15 protein-coding genes are annotated in these 17679 nt (G+C 46.8%); 1 reads left to right on the forward strand and 14 read right to left on the reverse strand.

Translation table 11 applies throughout. The features are described 5' to 3' along the window. Positions 1–4: 4 nt before the first annotated feature. The 14 genes from AC27HD_RS09105 to AC27HD_RS09170 all read right to left on the reverse strand — a co-directional run bounded on the left by AC27HD_RS09105 (position 5) and on the right by AC27HD_RS09170 (position 15845). Complete coding sequence (locus tag AC27HD_RS09105; protein WP_487105556.1) at positions 5–718, reverse strand: cell division protein FtsQ/DivIB; 714 nt, start codon at positions 716–718, stop codon at positions 5–7. A gap of 61 nt (positions 719–779) precedes the next feature. Next, positions 780–1754, reverse strand: a complete 975-nt coding sequence (locus AC27HD_RS09110; protein ID WP_487105236.1) for a D-alanine--D-alanine ligase — start codon at positions 1752–1754, stop codon at positions 780–782. Beyond that, on the reverse strand, positions 1747–3201 hold the full coding sequence (gene murC, locus AC27HD_RS09115; protein WP_487105237.1) for a UDP-N-acetylmuramate--L-alanine ligase: 1455 nt from the start codon (positions 3199–3201) through the stop codon (positions 1747–1749). Before murC ends, AC27HD_RS09110 begins: the two co-directional genes overlap by 8 nt. Further along, positions 3201–4406 (reverse strand): undecaprenyldiphospho-muramoylpentapeptide beta-N-acetylglucosaminyltransferase, encoded by a 1206-nt coding sequence (murG, locus tag AC27HD_RS09120; protein ID WP_487105239.1) that lies wholly within the window; start codon positions 4404–4406, stop codon positions 3201–3203. Before murG ends, murC begins: the two co-directional genes overlap by 1 nt. Then, positions 4399–5778: a cell division protein FtsW gene (ftsW, locus tag AC27HD_RS09125; protein WP_487105241.1), complete on the reverse strand. Its 1380-nt coding sequence runs from the start codon at positions 5776–5778 to the stop codon at positions 4399–4401. The genes murG and ftsW overlap by 8 nt, the downstream gene beginning before the upstream one ends. Continuing rightward, positions 5775–7139: a UDP-N-acetylmuramoyl-L-alanine--D-glutamate ligase gene (murD, locus tag AC27HD_RS09130; RefSeq protein WP_487105242.1), complete on the reverse strand. Its 1365-nt coding sequence runs from the start codon at positions 7137–7139 to the stop codon at positions 5775–5777. The genes ftsW and murD overlap by 4 nt, the downstream gene beginning before the upstream one ends. 7 nt (positions 7140–7146) lie before the next feature. After that, positions 7147–8229: a phospho-N-acetylmuramoyl-pentapeptide-transferase gene (gene mraY, locus AC27HD_RS09135; protein WP_032097461.1), complete on the reverse strand. Its 1083-nt coding sequence runs from the start codon at positions 8227–8229 to the stop codon at positions 7147–7149. After that, positions 8223–9620 (reverse strand): UDP-N-acetylmuramoyl-tripeptide--D-alanyl-D-alanine ligase, encoded by a 1398-nt coding sequence (locus AC27HD_RS09140; protein WP_487105244.1) that lies wholly within the window; start codon positions 9618–9620, stop codon positions 8223–8225. Before AC27HD_RS09140 ends, mraY begins: the two co-directional genes overlap by 7 nt. Beyond that, positions 9617–11194, reverse strand: coding sequence for a UDP-N-acetylmuramoyl-L-alanyl-D-glutamate--2,6-diaminopimelate ligase (locus tag AC27HD_RS09145; RefSeq protein ID WP_487105246.1), 1578 nt, complete (start codon positions 11192–11194; stop codon positions 9617–9619). The genes AC27HD_RS09140 and AC27HD_RS09145 overlap by 4 nt, the downstream gene beginning before the upstream one ends. Further along, positions 11184–12959 carry a penicillin-binding transpeptidase domain-containing protein gene (locus AC27HD_RS09150; protein WP_487105248.1) on the reverse strand — a complete coding sequence of 592 codons (1776 nt, stop codon included), beginning with the start codon at positions 12957–12959 and terminating at the stop codon, positions 11184–11186. The genes AC27HD_RS09145 and AC27HD_RS09150 overlap by 11 nt, the downstream gene beginning before the upstream one ends. Continuing rightward, the gene (gene ftsL, locus AC27HD_RS09155) at positions 12956–13285 is read right to left on the reverse strand and encodes a cell division protein FtsL (RefSeq protein WP_032097457.1); all 330 of its coding nucleotides are present in this window, start codon (positions 13283–13285) and stop codon (positions 12956–12958) included. The genes AC27HD_RS09150 and ftsL overlap by 4 nt, the downstream gene beginning before the upstream one ends. Beyond that, the gene (rsmH, locus tag AC27HD_RS09160; RefSeq protein WP_349378886.1) at positions 13282–14238 is read right to left on the reverse strand and encodes a 16S rRNA (cytosine(1402)-N(4))-methyltransferase RsmH; all 957 of its coding nucleotides are present in this window, start codon (positions 14236–14238) and stop codon (positions 13282–13284) included. The genes ftsL and rsmH overlap by 4 nt, the downstream gene beginning before the upstream one ends. Further along, complete coding sequence (mraZ, locus tag AC27HD_RS09165; protein ID WP_032097455.1) at positions 14235–14693, reverse strand: division/cell wall cluster transcriptional repressor MraZ; 459 nt, start codon at positions 14691–14693, stop codon at positions 14235–14237. The genes rsmH and mraZ overlap by 4 nt, the downstream gene beginning before the upstream one ends. A 390-nt stretch (positions 14694–15083) precedes the next feature. Further along, positions 15084–15845, reverse strand: a complete 762-nt coding sequence (locus tag AC27HD_RS09170) for a SapC family protein (RefSeq protein ID WP_032097454.1) — start codon at positions 15843–15845, stop codon at positions 15084–15086. Positions 15846–16387: 542 nt separating this feature from the next. Here AC27HD_RS09170 and AC27HD_RS09175 point away from each other — a divergent pair. Next, positions 16388–17674 carry a dipeptidase gene (locus AC27HD_RS09175; protein ID WP_152561607.1) on the forward strand — a complete coding sequence of 429 codons (1287 nt, stop codon included), beginning with the start codon at positions 16388–16390 and terminating at the stop codon, positions 17672–17674. The last annotated feature ends 5 nt before the right edge of the window (positions 17675–17679 follow it).

Here is a 17679-nt window from a genome sequence, read left to right on the forward strand (position 1 = left end):
TTTCTTAACTCTCTTTGTTTGTCGTGTTGCTGTTGTCGTTTTCATTCCAACCAACAGCTACACCAGTGTCATAGCGAAGGTCGACGTAACGTACAGCCTTCTCTTGTTGCGCTAACAGTGGATACACATCGATAAAGCGCTGTAGCCTATCGATAAAATCCTGGCGCCCTAAATTCAATCTAATGCCATTTTCTAGCTGTACCTGCCAAGCAAATCGCTCGCTGAGTGACAGTTCATCAATAGCCATATTGGTAGTGCCTATCAGTGCATGCATGCTATTAAAGCCTTCTAGCGCCGTTTTCTCACTACCACCGGGACCATACAGCCGCGGCAAATCAATCTCAACGCCTTCATCATTAAAGGTGTCGCCGTACGGATTAAGCAGTAAGTCTTCGTTCCACTTTGCAACGGCTTGCTGCTCAACCAAGTAAATCTTCAGCGTGTTCGGCCACTTTTTGCGAACCGACGCGCGGTATACCCATGACTGTGCTTCAACTAACTCGAACACGTCATTAACATCCAAAGCAAAAAAACTGCCGGGCTGCGCCTTTCTAATCAATCTCTCTAGCTTAGTGATATCGATGTGCTGGTAATCCCCAGAAAAATCGATAACTTGTACCGGCATTTGTTGTTCATCATGCAAGTATTGGTTGGCCTTCATACCGCCAAACACCACACCCGATATCACCAACAGCAAAAAGAGTACGCCGGCCCACATTGTGCGCCTATTGTTCTTCGACGCTTTAGCTTTTGAACCTGCGCCCGACTCATCGGCGGCTTTAGTCATTCGCATTGTTAGTAACGCTATCGAAGCTCGTTGATAAAATGCTTAACACCAACTCATCGAAACTCAGCCCTGCCACTTTTGCTGCCTTTGGCACTAAGCTTTTTTCAGTCATCCCGGGCACCGTATTCGCTTCTAGCAAATAAAACTGGCGCTGGTTGTCCTGCATCACGTCTACTCTTCCCCAGCCGCTTCCTGAAATAGCGTCAAAAGCGCGAGATGCTAGTGATGCCAGCTGCTCTTCTTGCGCTTCTGATAAGCCGCTTGGGCAAAAGTATTCGGTTGTATTATCCTGATATTTCGCAGCATAGTCGTAGAACGTGTGAGGCGTAGACATACGGATTGACGGTAAAGCCTGCCCCTGAACAACAGAAACAGTAAACTCAGGGCCGTCGATATACTGCTCTAGCAATACTTGATCGTCATATTGAAAGGCATCTTGAACAGCCGTTTCTAGTTGTTCAGCGCTTGTCACCTTTGCCATGCCAATACTCGACCCTTCTTGAGCCGGTTTTACCATGACCTCATTTCCCAACTTTTCCATTATAGCGCTGCACTTACCAGCATCAAAGCGCCTTTTGTCAGCAATTTCATATTTCGCTGTAGGTAAGCCAAGACTTTGCCACACCTGCTTAGTGTGGATTTTGTCCATTGCCAGTGCAGAGCCTAAAACTCGACTGCCAGTATAGGGAATTTTGAGCAGCTGAAGTGCCCCTTGCATAGAGCCATCTTCACCACCGCGACCGTGCAGCATGATAAGCGCGCGATCGACTTTTAAGTCAATCAAATCGGTAAGCGGACGCTCGGCAGGGTCAAAAGCAAAGGCATCAACCCCTTGTCGTAACAGGGCGTTTAACACCGTGTTACCCGAATTAAGCGATACCTCACGCTCGGCAGAATCACCACCAAGTAACACTGCAACTTTGCCGTATTGCTCTGGTGTATGAGAAGTCACCATTGGCTTAAGCATGGTCACCTCCTTCGCTAGCAAGCTTCGCTGGCTCTAATTCACAAGCCGCTAATCGTTTTGAAATTTGACCGATATTGCCTGCGCCCTGCGTCATAACAATATCGCCGTCTTGTAATATGTTCGCCAATATTGTGGGCAACGCCTCTTTATCGCCCACATACACAGGCTCTATTTGGCCTCGTTGTCGAATAGAGCGACACAATGACTTGCTATCTGCCCCTTCAATGGGCTGCTCGCTAGCGGCATACACGTCAAGCAACAGCAGTGCATCAACACTTGATAGCACCTCAACAAAGTCTTCGTACAAATCTCGAGTTCGCGTGTAGCGGTGAGGCTGATAAACCATCACTAAGCGATTGTCTGGCCAATTGGCTCGTGCTGCTGCAATAGTCGCCTTTACTTCGGTAGGGTGATGGCCGTAGTCATCGACTAAACACACTTCACCTTTACTGGTATTAAACGTGCCTAATTGTTCGAATCGACGCCCTATACCGCCAAAGCTTGCCAGTGCGCTTACTATCGATTCATCATCAATGCCTTCATCACAGGCTACCGCTATGGCGGCGAGCGCATTGAGCACATTGTGATTACCGGTTAAGTTGAGCATTATCTCAAGGGGCTCAGCATCAGGTCGGTGTACAGTGAAATTCGCTTTACCAAAGGACAGCGTAATGTTCTTGGCGCGATAGTCGTTATGCTCCTCAAAGCCATAAGTGACAATGCTTCTGCCTATACGCGGGCGTATTTCTTGAATATTAGTATCATCGCCACACACAATGGCCTGACCGTAAAACGGCAGGTTAGACAGAAAATCCACAAAGGTATCTTTAACCTTTGAGAAGTCGCCGCCATAGGTATCCATGTGGTCGGCTTCGATATTGGTCACTACAGAGACCATAGGCTGTAGATGCAAAAATGATGCATCGCTTTCATCAGCCTCAGCAATTAGGTAACGACTTTTCCCTAAGCGGGCATTGGTGCCAGCACTATTTAACAACCCACCAATCACGAAGGTTGGGTCGTAGTGGGCCTCAGCAAAAATGGTCGAAATTAAGCTGGTCGTGGTCGTTTTACCATGCGTACCAGCAACCGCTATTCCGTGGCGAAACCGCATTAGCTCAGCAAGCATTTCAGCTCGGCGAATAATGGGAATACGGTTTTCTCTTGCGGTGATTATTTCAGGGTTTTCCTCGTTAATCGCACTAGAGACTACGATCACATCCATGCCATCGACATTTTCCGCTCGGTGTCCAATTTTAACGTCAGCACCTAACTCGCTTAGGCGTTTTGTCATTGGGCCCTGTTGGATATCTGAGCCCGCTATTTGATACCCTTCATTAAGAAGAACTTCTGCAATACCACCCATACCGGCGCCGCCGATACCGATAAAGAAAATATTATTAACCCGACGCATTTGCGGGCTTTCAAATGGGGTTTTAAAAACCATTAGTCCCCTACTCCTACCACTGACTTAATGTGGCTTACTACTTGGTGTGTGGCGTGGGGGCTTGCACATTTACGTGCAAGCTCGCCCATTTTCAAACAGTCCTCTGGATGCTGTATCCAGTGACGAACGGTTTGCCCTAAATTCTCTTTTAATACCGATTGCACAATCATGACGCCAGCGCTGTGCTTAACCAGCGACTGTGCATTTTTAGTTTGATGATCGTCCACCGCATGAGGCAGCGGTACAAAAATCGCCGCTCTTCCCGCCGCCGCAACTTCGCTAACGGTAAGCGCGCCCGCTCTGCATACAATAAAATCGGCCCATTCGTAAGCGTCTGCCATATCGTCAATAAAATCACTCACTATTACATCTACTGTATTAGCGCCTAAATTATCGTAGGTCTGTTTTACAGACGAGGCGTTATCTTTGCCGCATTGATGGCGAATGGATAACCCTTTTAATGCGCTGCACACTTGCGGCACTACTTCGTTGAGCACTTGTGCTCCTAGACTGCCGCCAACAACTAGCATGTTGAGGGAAGATGCATTGCTCTTATTGGCTGTATTGACGCGTTTCTCTGAGCTATTCTCTGGGCTTTTTTCTGAGCTATTTTCTAAAATATTGGCCGAGCTATTGACCGCTTGGGGTTCGTTTTGGTGAGCCCTCTGTAAGTGAGGCTTACGAGAGACTTCCCAAATATCGTCTCTTACTGGGTTGCCAACAACGTGCACTTTGCCGGCCACGTTGGCAAATTGCGCTTTCGCATCCTCAAACCCAAGTAAAACGCGATGCGCCACTTTGCTCAATAGTTTGTTCGTCATTCCGGCAGCCGCATTTTGCTCGTGAATAATCACCGGAATGCCAAGAGTCTTAGCGGCTATGCCACCAGGTCCACTCGCGTAACCGCCAAAACCGACGACAATATCAGGCTGTATACGCTTGATAATACGCCTTGCCGATAGCAAACTTTTTAGTAGCGCGATGCAGCCTTGAATACGCGCTGACATACCTTTGCCACGTAACCCTTTTACCGGAATAAAGTGAATAGGAATATCGTGCTTTGGCACCACGCTCGCTTCCATACGCTCAGCAGTACCAAGCCAATGAATGTCCCACCCTTCTGTGCGAAGCGCGTTGGCTACTGCGAGTCCAGGGAATACATGCCCGCCAGTGCCGCCGGCCATAATAAGACAACGTTTAGTCATTATCGGCCTCCTCGGCTACCCGTGCGAGTATAGCTTTGATACCGGCCTTTCCTTCGTCTTCCGGTTTTGCTTTAGCACTAGAAGAGTTAGATGCAGCCTGTGAAGAAGCATTCGCCCCAGCGCTGTTATCTGAGCTTGGGGCATTTGAGCCTGCAGCATTTGATGCAGAAGCCTTAGTCTTTCTCTTTTCCCCGCGATTTAATGCCTGTACGCCATCTACGCGAAGCTCAAAGTCTATTCGCAATAAAATGGCAACCGCAATCGACATGATAATAAGGGAAGAGCCACCGTAGCTGACAAGCGGTAGCGTAAGCCCTTTTGTGGGTAAAATACCTGCGCTAGCGCCAATATTTACCGCCGTTTGAAAGCTAAACCAAATGCCGATACTGTAAGATAGGAAACCGTCGAACGCCCGTCCTCTCTCCAATGCGTGATTGCCAATATGCAGTGCTTTAATCACCATCCATAAAATAAGACCTAACACAGCAAGAACGCCTACAAAGCCCAGCTCTTCAGCTAATATTGCCATCACGAAATCGGTATGGGCTTCAGGCAAAAACTCTAACTTCTGCAGACTATTCCCTAGCCCTTGACCAAGCCAGTTACCTCTACCGTAGGCCATTAGCGATTGGGTTAGCTGATATCCAGCGCCGAAAGGGTCGGCCCACGGATCTAAGAACGATGTCACGCGCTTAAGGCGGTATTCTTCAAATACAATAAGCGCAACCACAGCCATAAGACCAACAAACACTAAAGCGAAGAACTGCCACAACCTTGCGCCAGCTAAAAACAACAGCCCTATAGTGGTGGCAAACATAACTACGACTGTGCCTAAATCTGGCTGCAGTAGCAGTAGTAGCGCAAGTAAGAAGAACACGCCGAGGGGCTTGATAAACCCTTTTAAATTCTCGGTAACTTCTTCATAACGACGAACTAAATACCCAGCAAGGTAGGCAAAGAAAAATAACTTTGCCGGTTCGGCTGCTTGAATGGTAATGGGCCCAAGTGCTAACCACCGGGTACTGCCGTTTACGGTTCGACCAATAAGCAGTACCGCTAGCAATAAGCCTATTGCGGCAAAAAGAAGGTAAGGGTTAGTCACACGCCAAAACTGCATGGGCAACTGCAATACAGCAATAGCCGCTAAGATGGCGCCGACGATATAAATGCCGTGGCGAATAGCAAAGTGAAAAGGATTACCGTGTAATCGGTCAGCCACAGGCATTGATGCCGAGGTAACAATAATGACTCCTATGCTCATTAGCGCTAGCGCAATCAGCACCAAGGTAGCATCGTAAGGGTACTTTGGTTGCTGCGGTTTATCATGCTTGGCTGCAAATAGCGCGCTGAGTTTGGTAGAGGTTAACATCATGCTGCTAATACCTCTTCAACGGCCTGCTTAAATACATCGCCACGGTGCATATAGTTGTTAAACATATCAATGCTAGCGCAGGCCGGAGACAGCAAAACCACATCGCCATTGCTTGCCACCTTGCACGCACTTTTCACTGCGTCGTTTAAATTGCTGCTTATTACGGTGTTGGCAAAAGCAGTGGTGAACAAAGGCGCATCTTTACCGATGGCAAATACGTGTGAGACAAACTGATTCAAATAGGGAGACAGCGCATTAATATCGCCGCCTTTTGCATCTCCACCGGCAATAAGGATGAGCTTACCTTGTGTGACAGGCGCTAACCCTTCAAGGGCGGCAATGGTGGCACCTACGTTTGTGGCTTTTGAGTCATCAATAAAGCGCACGCCATTGTTTGCAATTTCAACACAGCGGTGTGGAGCACTGGTAAAGCTGCCGATATGCGTTGCAGCCGCCTCTAGACTTATCTCTAGTGCATGGCTCTTATTTAACGCATAGCAGAGACCTAGCGATGCCATTACGTTAAGCACATTATGCGTGCCTGCAAGATGGATGCTGCTGAGGCTGCAAAGAGGTTTACCGTTAAAGGTTAACTGCGGCTTCTCGGCAGAATCGCTAACACCAAAGCCATGCAGCGCTTCCCCTAACCCATAGTGTAGCTGTAAAACAGAGGATGATTCAGGTGCGACATGATGACCATCGCGCCACACAATAGCCTGCGATGCATTATCAAAAATACGATGCTTTGCAAGGGCATAGTGTTCAAACGAGCCGTGGCGATCAAGGTGGTCATCGGACAGATTAAGAATAGTGGCGGCACAGAGCGACAGGCTTGATGTGGTTTCAAGCTGAAAGCTAGAAAGCTCAAGCACAATAACATCTGCATCAGAATCCAACGTATCTAAAGCAGGAAGCCCTACATTGCCAGCAGCAATCGCTTTAACGCCAAGTGAGTTGAGCAAGTGCGTAGTCAGTAAGGTCACTGTGGTCTTGCCATTTGAACCGGTAATGCCGACAACGGGTTTGGTGTTCAGTCGAGCAAAAAGCTCTATATCACCAATAACTTCAACGCCACATTGCTTCGCTAGTTTAACTTGCTCTATATCCGGCGATAAGCCAGGACTGAGCACTAGCGTATCCACATTATCGAAAAAAGCGGCAGACAAAGGTGCAGTTTCTATTTTGCCCTTCATACTTGCTTGCATGGCTTCTGGCATTGAAGCCATTATCGATGAAGCTGAAGGTCGCGTATCGAACGCTTTTACACTAGCGCTTTGTTGAAGTAAGAAGCGCACGCAAGCCTGACCTGTTATTCCAAGGCCTCCTACTACATAGCTGTGCTCGCGTACGTTATACGTCATTATCGACTTATCTCAACTTCAGCGTTGCTAGACCTACTAGCACTAAAATAATGGATATAATCCAGAACCGAACAATAACTCTGGGTTCAGGCCAACCCTTCAATTCATAGTGATGATGAATAGGTGCCATTCTAAAAATACGTTGCCCGCGCAGTTTGTAAGAGCCCACTTGTAAGATCACCGACAGCGTCTCTATTACAAACACACCGCCCATAATGATAAGTACCAGCTCTTGCCTTACTAATACCGCTAGCACGCCAAGTGTGCCACCTAGGGCTAACGAGCCCACATCGCCCATGAATACTTGAGCTGGATAGGTGTTAAACCACAAAAAGCCAAGTCCTGCGCCCACCATAGCGGTGCAGACAATCACCAGTTCACTGGTAAGGGGGATGTGTGGAATATTTAGGTAGGCCGCGAAATTGGCGTTTCCTGTCACATAGGCAAAAACGGCAAACGCACCGGCAACTAAAATGGTTGGCACAATGGCCAAGCCATCAAGGCCATCGGTTAAGTTCACAGCGTTACTCGTCCCCACAATAGCGAAGTAAGTAATAATGATGAAAAATATCCCTAACTGCGGGAATACTTCTTTGAAGAAGGGCACTAGTAGGGATGTTTCTGCACTTAGCGTAGCGCTACTGTAAAGATAAAACGCAACACCCAACGCAATCACTGATTGCCAAAAATACTTCCACCTGGCAATAAGACCTTTTGAGTCTTTGCGTATTACTTTTCTGTAGTCGTCAACAAAGCCAATGATGCCATAAGCCACGACCACGGTAAGCGTCACAAGCACGTATCGATTTGATAAATCAGCCCACAGCAAACCGCTTATTACAATTGCCGCGAGTATGAGTAGGCCGCCCATTGTAGGCGTTCCAGACTTCGACAAGTGACTTTGCGGGCCATCGTCGCGCACCGTTTGGCCTATTTGCATGTTTTGCAAATAGCGGATCATTTTAGGACCGATAAGAATAGCAATCAGAAGCGCAGTTAACGTACTTAAAATAGCCCGTAACGTGAGGTACGAAAATACGTTAAACCCTGAATCGAATTGAGTTAGCCAATCGGCCAGCCACATTAACATTTACTTTGCTCCTCATTACTATCGCACTGTCCGAATGAAGAGGCTTCAATAGCCTTAACGACTCGCTCCATTTTTGAACTACGGGATCCTTTTACCAAAATTGAAATATCTTGGTGTGCTGTCACTACGTCGTCTTGTAGCGAGGCGAGTAAACTGTCAAGGTTGTCGAAGTGACGCCCCCCGAATGATTCACTCGCTAAATGACTTAGGGCACCCATGGTGTAAAGGTAATTTATACCCTGCTGCTTTGCATACTCGCCGACGTGCTGATGGTAATAATCTGACTCATCACCAAGCTCTGCCATATCACCTAAAACGAGCACCTTGGCGCCAGAAAATTCGCCCAAGGTGTTAATAGCGGCTTTCACCGAGGCAACATTGGCGTTGTAAGTATCGTCAAGCACTCGTAGCTGCTTATTAAGCCGCTTAACGTTAAGTCGGCCATCTACTTGATTCATTGCACTTAGCCCTGCGCTTACATCAGCAAGGGTAGCTCCAACATTCAGCGTAAGAGCTGCTGCAAGTAGTGCATTGCCTACGTTGTGAATGCCGGGAATAGTTAGCGCAATAGCTATGTGACCCTTTGGTGTATTAAGCGTAAAAGACGCACAGCCGCTGTCTTTTATTTCAATATCTGTGGCAGTGAAGTCTGCTGCGTTTTTTTGATCAGGTGAAAACGTCAGGGTTTGCTTACCGCTCACTTTGTCCAACCAAAAATCACCAAATTCACTGTCAATGTTCACTATGGCAACGCCATTGTTGCCTAAGCCATCGAATATTTCGCTTTTTGCTCGTGCCACACCATCTACGCTACCAAATCCCTCAAGGTGTGATGCAGCGGCATTAACAATGGTGGCGACATCAGGCTTTACTAGTTCAGTGGTATAGGCAATTTCACCTTTGTGGTTTGCACCAATCTCCATGACTGCAAAGTCATGATGAGGTTCAAGGCGAAGTAAGGTAAGCGGGACGCCAATATCATTGTTGAAATTGCCCTTTGTGGCCAACACACTTCCGCAACCTTGCAATATGGATGCGCACATTTCTTTTACTGTGGTTTTGCCACTGCTGCCTGTTATGGCGATAGTTTTTGGAGCCACAGAAGCTTTTACTGCCGCCCCTAACAACCCTAAGGCTACTTTTGTGTCTGAAACCTGAATGACGGGTAAGGATGTCGTAATATCTTCGCTAGCGATTATCGCTTTTGCACCTGCACGTTGTGCCTGGTTAACAAAATCGTGACCATTAAAATTAGGGCCCTTAAGCGCAAGATAGATAGCCCCTTCGCTAATTGTCCGGGTGTCTGTGCTAACGTTTGAAACGTCGCAATCATTTCCTATTAATGTACCGTTTATTTTCTCGGCTACCCAAGACAGCGTTGTAATTATCATTTGCTGTATTCCTGTTGTAGTCGCGCCACTACTGCACGTTCATCGTAATTTGTTTTCGTATCACCAATAATTTGGTAATTTTCGTGGCCTTTACCCGCCACGATGATAATGTCGCCCGCTGCGCTGTGCGCTAAACAGTAACGAATTGCCTTCTCTCTATCGGGGATTGACACCGCAATGTCTGGGTTGTGCAACCCTTCAACAATGTCTTTTGCAATGTTCTCAGGTGCTTCACTTCGACTGTTGTCGGTAGTAATCACTATGCTGTCTGCACCCGTTTCTGCCGCGCGCCCCATCAAAGGACGCTTTCCTTTGTCTCTGTCTCCACCGCAGCCAAATACGCACCACACATTTCCTTGTGTATGCGCCTTAGCGCTGGCAAGCACTTTTTCAAGGGCATCAGGAGTGTGAGCGTAATCCACAACCACATTGGCGTGAGCTTGAAAGGGAAATACTTCCATACGCCCTTCAACGGGTGTAATTGTATTAACGGCGCTTACCACCTCATTAAAACGCTCTCCCTGCTGCAATAAAGTCGCAATGGCACTAAGCACATTGGCAACATTAAATGCTCCAAATAGCGGAAGCGCTATCGCGGCATTCCCCCAAGAGCTTTGAATGTCAAAACGACAGCCGGCTTCGTGGTACTCGGCATTTAGCGCAAAACAATATTTGCTAGCGGGGCTCTTTGCACTCGTAGTTAAAGCGGAGCCTTGGTTTTCATACGTACTGACTGAAACTTCGTTACTAGTTACACCAGTCCACACACGAGTAATGTGTTTTTCTGCCGCATGGTCCCAACGATTACTTTCTTCATCGTTCGCATTTAATACAATTGCCGCAAGCCCCGGTTGTTTTAGCAACAAACGTTTAGCCTTTGCGTACTCTTCCATAGAGCCATGATAATCAAGATGGTCGCGAGTTAAGTTAGTCAACACCGCAATATCGGTTTTAACATGACTCAGACGCCCCTGAACCAGAGCATGAGAACTCGCCTCAAACGCAACGTGCTTCACATCGCTTTGCACAAACTCTGCCAACAAGTACTGCATGCGAATGGCATCGGGCGTGGTATTTGCCGCCGACGTTGTCTGCCACTGAGTATCAGCACCTTCAAACACACTGCTACCTAAGGTTCCAATACTGGCACTGCGTGTACCTAGCGCGTCTTTAAGTTGCGTAAGCAATTGAACTGTCGATGTTTTTCCGTTCGTACCCGTTACCGCAACCGATGTCATTTTTTGTGCAGGATAATCGTAAAATGCGCCTGCTAATGTGGATAGCAAATTGGGCAACTGATAAAGCGAAATGATAACGCTATGGTCGCGCATCTCCATAGCGCCATGGTCATCACTGTCGTCAGTTTGCGCCAGAATCACTCGGGCACCTAAGCTGATGGCTTGGGGAATAAATTCACGACCGTCCCTTTCATGACCTTTTATGGCAACAAACGCTGAGCGCGTGCTAACTTCACGGCTATCAAGGGTGAGTCCTTCTACGCGGATATCAGGGGCATCTACGCCAAACTTTGCGAGTAAGGCTCGAATGCTTTGAGTGAAGGCGCTAGCTACCACTTTCACCTCCCTTCAAAAATCGACTGAACGTAACCTGCTTGTCATCGGGGGTAATATTTAATATGTGAAGTGCCCCACCCATAATGGATGAAAATACAGGGGCAGCGGTGTCGCCTGCGTGGTACAAATCGCCACCAGGCTCATTAATAAGCACAACCGTGACTAATCGCGGATCGGAAACAGGGGCTATGCCTGCAAAAATATTCACATACTCTTCGCCATAACCACCCGCTACTGCTTTTCGACTTGTGCCCGTTTTGCCCGCAACACGGTAGCCAGGTACAGCGGCCTTAGTTGCTGTACCGCCACGCTGGGTAACGCTCTCCATCATTTGAACAATGGCTTTTGCATTTTCTTCGCTAATCACGCGCTCAGCCTGCCCTTGCCATGCAGGCTGCTCTGGCGACTTCACCATATTAAGTGGCGTTTTAATTCCACCATTGGCGATAGTAGCGTAAAGCCGTGCTAACTGAGCAGTGGTTACCGAAATACCGTAGCCAAAAGACAGCGTGGCTAATTCAAATTTAGACCATCGGCTTCTTTCGTGGAAAATACCGCTGCTTTCCCCAGACATATTAAGCCCAGTGTCGCTCATTAAGCCAAGGTTGTAGTAGGTGTCTAATAAGAAGTTTTTAGGCACAGAAAGCCCTAATTTAGACGTTCCCATGTTGCTTGAGTGTTGAATAATTTCTTCAAGCGATAGTTCACCGTAATTGCGAGAGTCTTTGACTAAGCTACCGCCAAGTCGCATCCAACCAGGACTAGTATCAATAATATCGTTAGGTTCTACTTCGCCAAACTCAAGTGCCGTAAGCACCGCTAGTGGTTTTAATGCAGAGCCTGGCTCAAAGGCATCAGTAATTACGCGGTTACGCATTCTGTGCGGGGCAATATCACTTCTGTCATTAGGATTAAATGACGGTGCGTTTACCATGGCCAATACATCGCCCGTTTTTACGTCAACCACCATGGCTGATGCAGAGCTGGACTGATAATAAATCATGGCTTCTTTAATTTCTTTATATGCCAGAGCCTGGATACGCTGGTCTATAGCAAGCTGAAGATTACCGGCTTTTTCGCCTGCTTTGGTCTCCAAAATTTCTACCTGCCGTCCTTTTGCATCGCGACGGATTTTTCGAGAGCCAGGCGTGCCCGTTAGCCACTCATCGAACATGTGTTCAAGACCTTCAACACCCGTATCATCAACATCGGTGATGCCAATAAGCTGTGCTGATACTTCACCGGTTGGGTAATAACGGCGACTTTCTCTTCTGAGATAAATACCGGGAATATCAAGTTTGTCCACGTATTCGGCCATAGCTGGCGATACCTGGCGCTGCAGATACACAAATCGACGTTTAGGGTTTGCTACCTTTTCTTTCAGTTCAGTCACGTCCTGACGTAAAACGTCTGCCAGTGCATCCCAGCGGCGCACTTCATCAAAACCGTTGTTTTCATGGATTACTTTTGGATCGGCATAAATCGCTCTTACCGGTACACTGACCGCTAATTCAACGCCGTTTCTATCGGTAATAATGCCGCGGTAGGTGGGCATATTGCGTGTACGCAGTGTGCGGCTGTCACCCTGTTGAATAAGCTCATCGGGCTCTATCACTTGAATAAACGCGGCGCGGGCTGCAAGTACGCCAAACACAGAGGTAATAACCACAAGCACAACGAGGAATCGCCAGTGCATGAAACTTGGCGTTACGTTTTGTTTTGCGCCTGTCTTCTTGCGCGACCGAGTAGTCGATACCGTGCTCATTTAAGTCTGACCACCACTTCATCATCGGCAGTAGGACGATACATACCAAGCTGCTTTTCAACTAAGGTTTCGATGCGGTTGTGCTCGGTCAAAGCGCGTTGCTCAAGCACGAGATTTCTCCACTCAACGTCAAGCTCGTCTTTCTCCTGCATAAGGTCTTCTAACGCAATAACTTGCTGTCTATTGTGGTGACTACTCAGAATCACGGCCATAGCACTTGTAATAACCATCAAATACAACAAAACCCGCAACTTGTTGCGGGTCAAATCTGAGACGATAATCAGTATTAAGTTAAAATTAGTACTGGCTTTATTCGGCGTTGTCATAGCTTTTCGGCCACCCGCAATACTGAGCTGCGAGAGCGCACGTTATTTATGACTTCTTGCTCAGATGGCTTGATAGCTCGACTAAGCGCTTTTAGCACTTTGTCGGCATCAATTTCGGCTTGAGTAATGGGCATGTTGTGAGGAACCGACTTCCCTTTACTCTGATCTTTAATAAACCGTTTAACCAATCTGTCTTCTAACGAGTGAAAAGAGATAACCGCTAATCGACCTTCTTTCGCCAACACCTGAGTGGCTGCTTTTAACCCAACGCGAAGCTGCTCAAGCTCAGCGTTGATATAAATTCGAATGCCCTGGAAAGCTCTTGTGGCCGGGTGCTTATATTTATCTTTCACCGGCACGGCTTCATCGATAATTTTTGCTAATTGGGCTGTACGAGTAATAGGCGTTTCCTTGCGAGTATTCACAATCGCATGGGCTATTCGCTTGCCGAACTTCTCTTCACCGAACTCTTTTATAACTTGCGTGATATCTTGCTCTTCTGCGTGCGCCAACCAATCAGCAGCGCTTTGGCCTTTAGAGGTATCCATACGCATATCAAGAGGGCCATCGCGAAGAAAGCTGAAACCCCGTTCAGCATCGTCAAGCTGAGGTGATGACACACCTAAGTCCATTAATACGCCATCAATTTTCCCCGTCAAACCTAGGGCTTCTATTTCTTCGGCCATATTGCCGAAGGGCGCGTGGATAATACTGAAGCGTTCGTCCTCGGCAAAGCGTTCAGCTGCCTTGATAGCTTGTGGGTCGCGATCAAACGCAATAAGTCTCCCGCCACTACCTAACGCCGCTAAAATGTGCGCAGAATGGCCTCCACGTCCAAAGGTCGCGTCAATATAAGTACCATTAGGCTTAATAGATAACGCCTCGATACATTCATCAAGCAATACGGAAATATGTTTAAATTCGCCTGTTGATGATGTGTTTTGCGATGTCATAGAGAGAAATCCTGTAGCCGTTCGGTAAGTTCAAATTCGCCTTTGCGTTCGGTGTCTATATCAACCTCAATTTGTTGAGCCCAAACATCGGCATCCCAAATTTCAAATTTGTTTAACTGACCAACTAACATGACTTCTTTGGATAGCTTTGCGTGAGCACGCAAAGGTGTAGGTATAAGAATTCGACCGCTTTTATCCATTTCCCCCTCTGAAGCATGGCCTAATAGCAAGCGCTGCATTCTGCGCTCGGCTGGAACCATACTAGAGAGCTTAATGAGTTTGAGCTCGATTTCTTCCCATTCGGGAAGTGGGTAAAGTAGCAAACAGCTTTGCTGTGTATCGACAGTGCAGACAAGTTGTCCCTCACAATCATCCAGCAGCGACTGACGATACCGCGTAGGTATAGCTAGTCTGCCTTTTGTATCCAGATTAATTGCGTTAGCGCCGCGGAACATTCCCCTAGCCTTTTGTTATTTGCTTTTATTTTTCTTACTTTTTGAGTACTAATCTGCAAAGTGATGATGATTTGATCCACATTTCGCCACATTTACCCACTAGGTGACAGTTTAGGTATCATTGATCCCCACTGTCAAGTATAAAAACAACGCCAAGCCCGCGTATTTACTGGCTTTAGACTGTGTGTATATACAGTACTTAGAGGAAGTGTATGATTAGGCATGTAAAAAAGAGAAAAATAATGGGAAAAGAAATTAAGCCTAGAAAAATTAATCGATGAACTGCAGTAAATAGTGTGGCTAACGGGTTAATTTGCGTGAGATACAAAAAGCCCCGCAAAAAGCGGGGCTTTGAAATACGCTAGGCCGTATAGACTACGGTTAAATCTATTATTCGCTTGCTTGTTGCTCTTCAGGCTGAACGGCTGAAAGCTGCATGTTGCGAATTGGGTTTTCTGTCTCGTTAGAAAGCTCAACCAAACGGTTTAATTGACCCACTGACATCATTACCGCGTAGATTGCACCTAAGAAGCCCGCTTTATGTAGCTCAAGTACTTGCTCTTCAGGAAGCTCAAGTAACTTCTTCTCATTGATGCTCATCATGCCAGTTACATTGCGTTGTTTACCGTCTTGGTAAGTTAGGCGAATTTGGATTTGATCAAGAAGGTCTAGCTCAACTACTTTAGCAACGAAACGCTGTGTTAGCATTTCGCTGTTAGCAAGGTCTGCTAAGAACTTCTGACGACCGTCTAGGAACTCGCTTGGCTCGCCAGCATCAGTGAACAGTGCTTGACCTTCACCCGTTGACACTAGGTCGCTGTTCTCATCGATGTATACACCTAATTTGTCGCCGTCAGGACGCACGTCAAACGGATAACGAAGAATGTTCATTGGAACATGAGGGCCTTTCCACGTGTCGCCAGTTAAAAACAAGTTTTGACCTTGTTCCATACCTAGCATAGTGACTACGTGGTGACGCTTTGATGTTGGATCTTCGATGAACACTAGAGGCATAGTTGCCGCAAGTTGTGCAAACTCACGAATTGTTGCCGCAGCAAGGTGAGTATTTTTTGCGAAGCTGAAAGATGAATTTACCGCAACCTTCAGGTCTTTATGCTTTTCTTTATCTAGCGGTACAAAATTAATAGCCATATTTATTTCTCATACTTGTTAACGGTGGCCCCTGCTTTTGTTTTGATAAGTGCGGAGCCACAAAAAATGTAGTTTTGCCGTTCAGGTGATATGTCGTCATCACCCATCGGACGAGCGCTAGGGCGTGCTGACCTCTGATGTACAGCAAAGGTCAACACGCCCAGGGATTCTCCCGAAAATAGCGCCATGAAGTATCCCGTATTCGCGCAATGAAGTCACGCAGGCTTCACCATAACAAGTTTTAAATTTTTATTGCAATGTAAACTTGAGGTAAATACGCCCGACCGCTTTAAAAATGAGCAATTGAGGTAAAAACCTAGCTCAATAGGCCTAATAGTCGAAAGGAAGGTAGTAAATAGGCTCTAGTAACCCGTTTAGAAACTGCGATAATAAACGATAGAAAAGCAGTCGTTGTAGCCCACCAAAATATGCATTAGGCTCATAGTATCGACTAAGCTCTGGTTTAAAAGCTCTAACACAAGGGCTTTTATCTACACCTAATGACCCACGAGTAATGAAAATAACAAATAAGGAATAAAATAATGAAGGGGCGTCTACCAACAACACACTTTTTAAAAAGTAAGTGTGCACTGGCTATCACCACATTTTTTACCGCCAGCGTATTGTCTGCTGGCGCATTCGCTTTTGTACCATTGTCTCAAGGCCAGGCACAGGACAATGGCCCTGCGGCTTCTAAATCATACAGTGCTTCAGATAAAGCAGTTAGCATTGCCAAGGAAACCATTATTGTCGATGGCCATATTGATGTTCCCTATCGGGTTAAAAATCAGTGGGTTGATGTGACTAAAGCCACCGACGATGGTGACTTTGACTACCCTCGGGCGGTAAAAGGAGGATTAAACGCTCCCTTTATGAGTATTTATGTTCCAGCCAGTTTGGATAACTCGCCCGAATCAACCCAACTGGCACATCTGCTTATCGATTCTGTAGAGGCCATTGTGGCGAGAGCGCCCGATAAGTTTGCCATTGCCAAAAGCCCAAGCGACGTAAAAGCACATTTTAAAAAAGGCATTATTTCACTTCCGCTTGGAATGGAAAATGGCTCACCTATTCAGGGTAACTTAGATAATCTGAAAGACTTTCACGAGCGCGGCATTCGGTATATAACCCTTGCACATAGCCAGTCTAATCATATTTCAGATTCATCCTATGACCTGCGTCGACAGTGGAAAGGATTAAGCCCGTTTGGAAAGCAGTTGGTTAGCGAAATGAACAACATTGGCATTATGCTGGATATTTCTCATGTGTCTGATGATGCCTTCTATCAGGTGATTGAACTTACTCACGTTCCTGTCATTGCATCACACTCTTCGCTGCGCCGTTTTACCCCAGGGTTTGAGCGCAACATGAACGATGACATGATTAAAAAGCTGGGCGACAATGGTGGCGTGATCATGATTAACTTTGGCTCAAGCTTTGTTTCTAAAGAAGCGGGTCAATGGCGCACTGGACTCACTAATGCGCGAAAAGCGCTGATAAAAGCTGAAGGCGAAGACAGTCCTAAGCTCGAAGATTTTGAAGCACAGTATCGCAAAGAAGTGCCTTATCCATACTCTACCCTTGACGAAGTGTTGGATCATATTGATCACGTGGTTAAGTTAATTGGCGTTGACCACGTAGGGATTGGCTCAGACTATGACGGCGTTGGCGACTCATTACCAATAGGCCTTAAGGATGTTGCGAGCTTTCCAAACTTAGTGCAAGGCTTGTTAGACAGAGACTACAGCCGAGCCGATATTGAGAAGATATTAAGTGGCAATTTACTGCGTGTGTGGCAACAAGTAGAAGACTACGCAGAAACACACTAAAACAC

The organism is Alteromonas sp. 4NS20-0143 (assembly GCF_057542855.1).

Excerpts from the sequence above, each read along its gene's own strand:
- murC (WP_487105237.1), bottom strand. The coding sequence starts at position 3,201 with ATGGTTTTTAAAACCCCATTTGAAAGCCCGCAAATGCGTCGGGTTAAT.
- ftsL (WP_032097457.1), bottom strand. The coding sequence starts at position 13,285 with ATGACAACGCCGAATAAAGCCAGTACTAATTTTAACTTAATACTGATT.
- mraZ (WP_032097455.1), bottom strand. The coding sequence starts at position 14,693 with ATGTTCCGCGGCGCTAACGCAATTAATCTGGATACAAAAGGCAGACTA.
- murD (WP_487105242.1), bottom strand. The coding sequence starts at position 7,139 with ATGACGTATAACGTACGCGAGCACAGCTATGTAGTAGGAGGCCTTGGA.
- rsmH (WP_349378886.1), bottom strand. The coding sequence starts at position 14,238 with ATGACATCGCAAAACACATCATCAACAGGCGAATTTAAACATATTTCC.
- AC27HD_RS09105 (WP_487105556.1), bottom strand. The coding sequence starts at position 718 with ATGTGGGCCGGCGTACTCTTTTTGCTGTTGGTGATATCGGGTGTGGTG.
- AC27HD_RS09170 (WP_032097454.1), bottom strand. The coding sequence starts at position 15,845 with ATGGCTATTAATTTTGTACCGCTAGATAAAGAAAAGCATAAAGACCTG.
- murG (WP_487105239.1), bottom strand. The coding sequence starts at position 4,406 with ATGACTAAACGTTGTCTTATTATGGCCGGCGGCACTGGCGGGCATGTA.
- AC27HD_RS09150 (WP_487105248.1), bottom strand. The coding sequence starts at position 12,959 with ATGAGCACGGTATCGACTACTCGGTCGCGCAAGAAGACAGGCGCAAAA.
- AC27HD_RS09140 (WP_487105244.1), bottom strand. The coding sequence starts at position 9,620 with ATGATAATTACAACGCTGTCTTGGGTAGCCGAGAAAATAAACGGTACA.
- mraY (WP_032097461.1), bottom strand. The coding sequence starts at position 8,229 with ATGTTAATGTGGCTGGCCGATTGGCTAACTCAATTCGATTCAGGGTTT.
- AC27HD_RS09175 (WP_152561607.1), top strand. The coding sequence starts at position 16,388 with ATGAAGGGGCGTCTACCAACAACACACTTTTTAAAAAGTAAGTGTGCA.
- AC27HD_RS09110 (WP_487105236.1), bottom strand. The coding sequence starts at position 1,754 with ATGCTTAAGCCAATGGTGACTTCTCATACACCAGAGCAATACGGCAAA.
- ftsW (WP_487105241.1), bottom strand. The coding sequence starts at position 5,778 with ATGATGTTAACCTCTACCAAACTCAGCGCGCTATTTGCAGCCAAGCAT.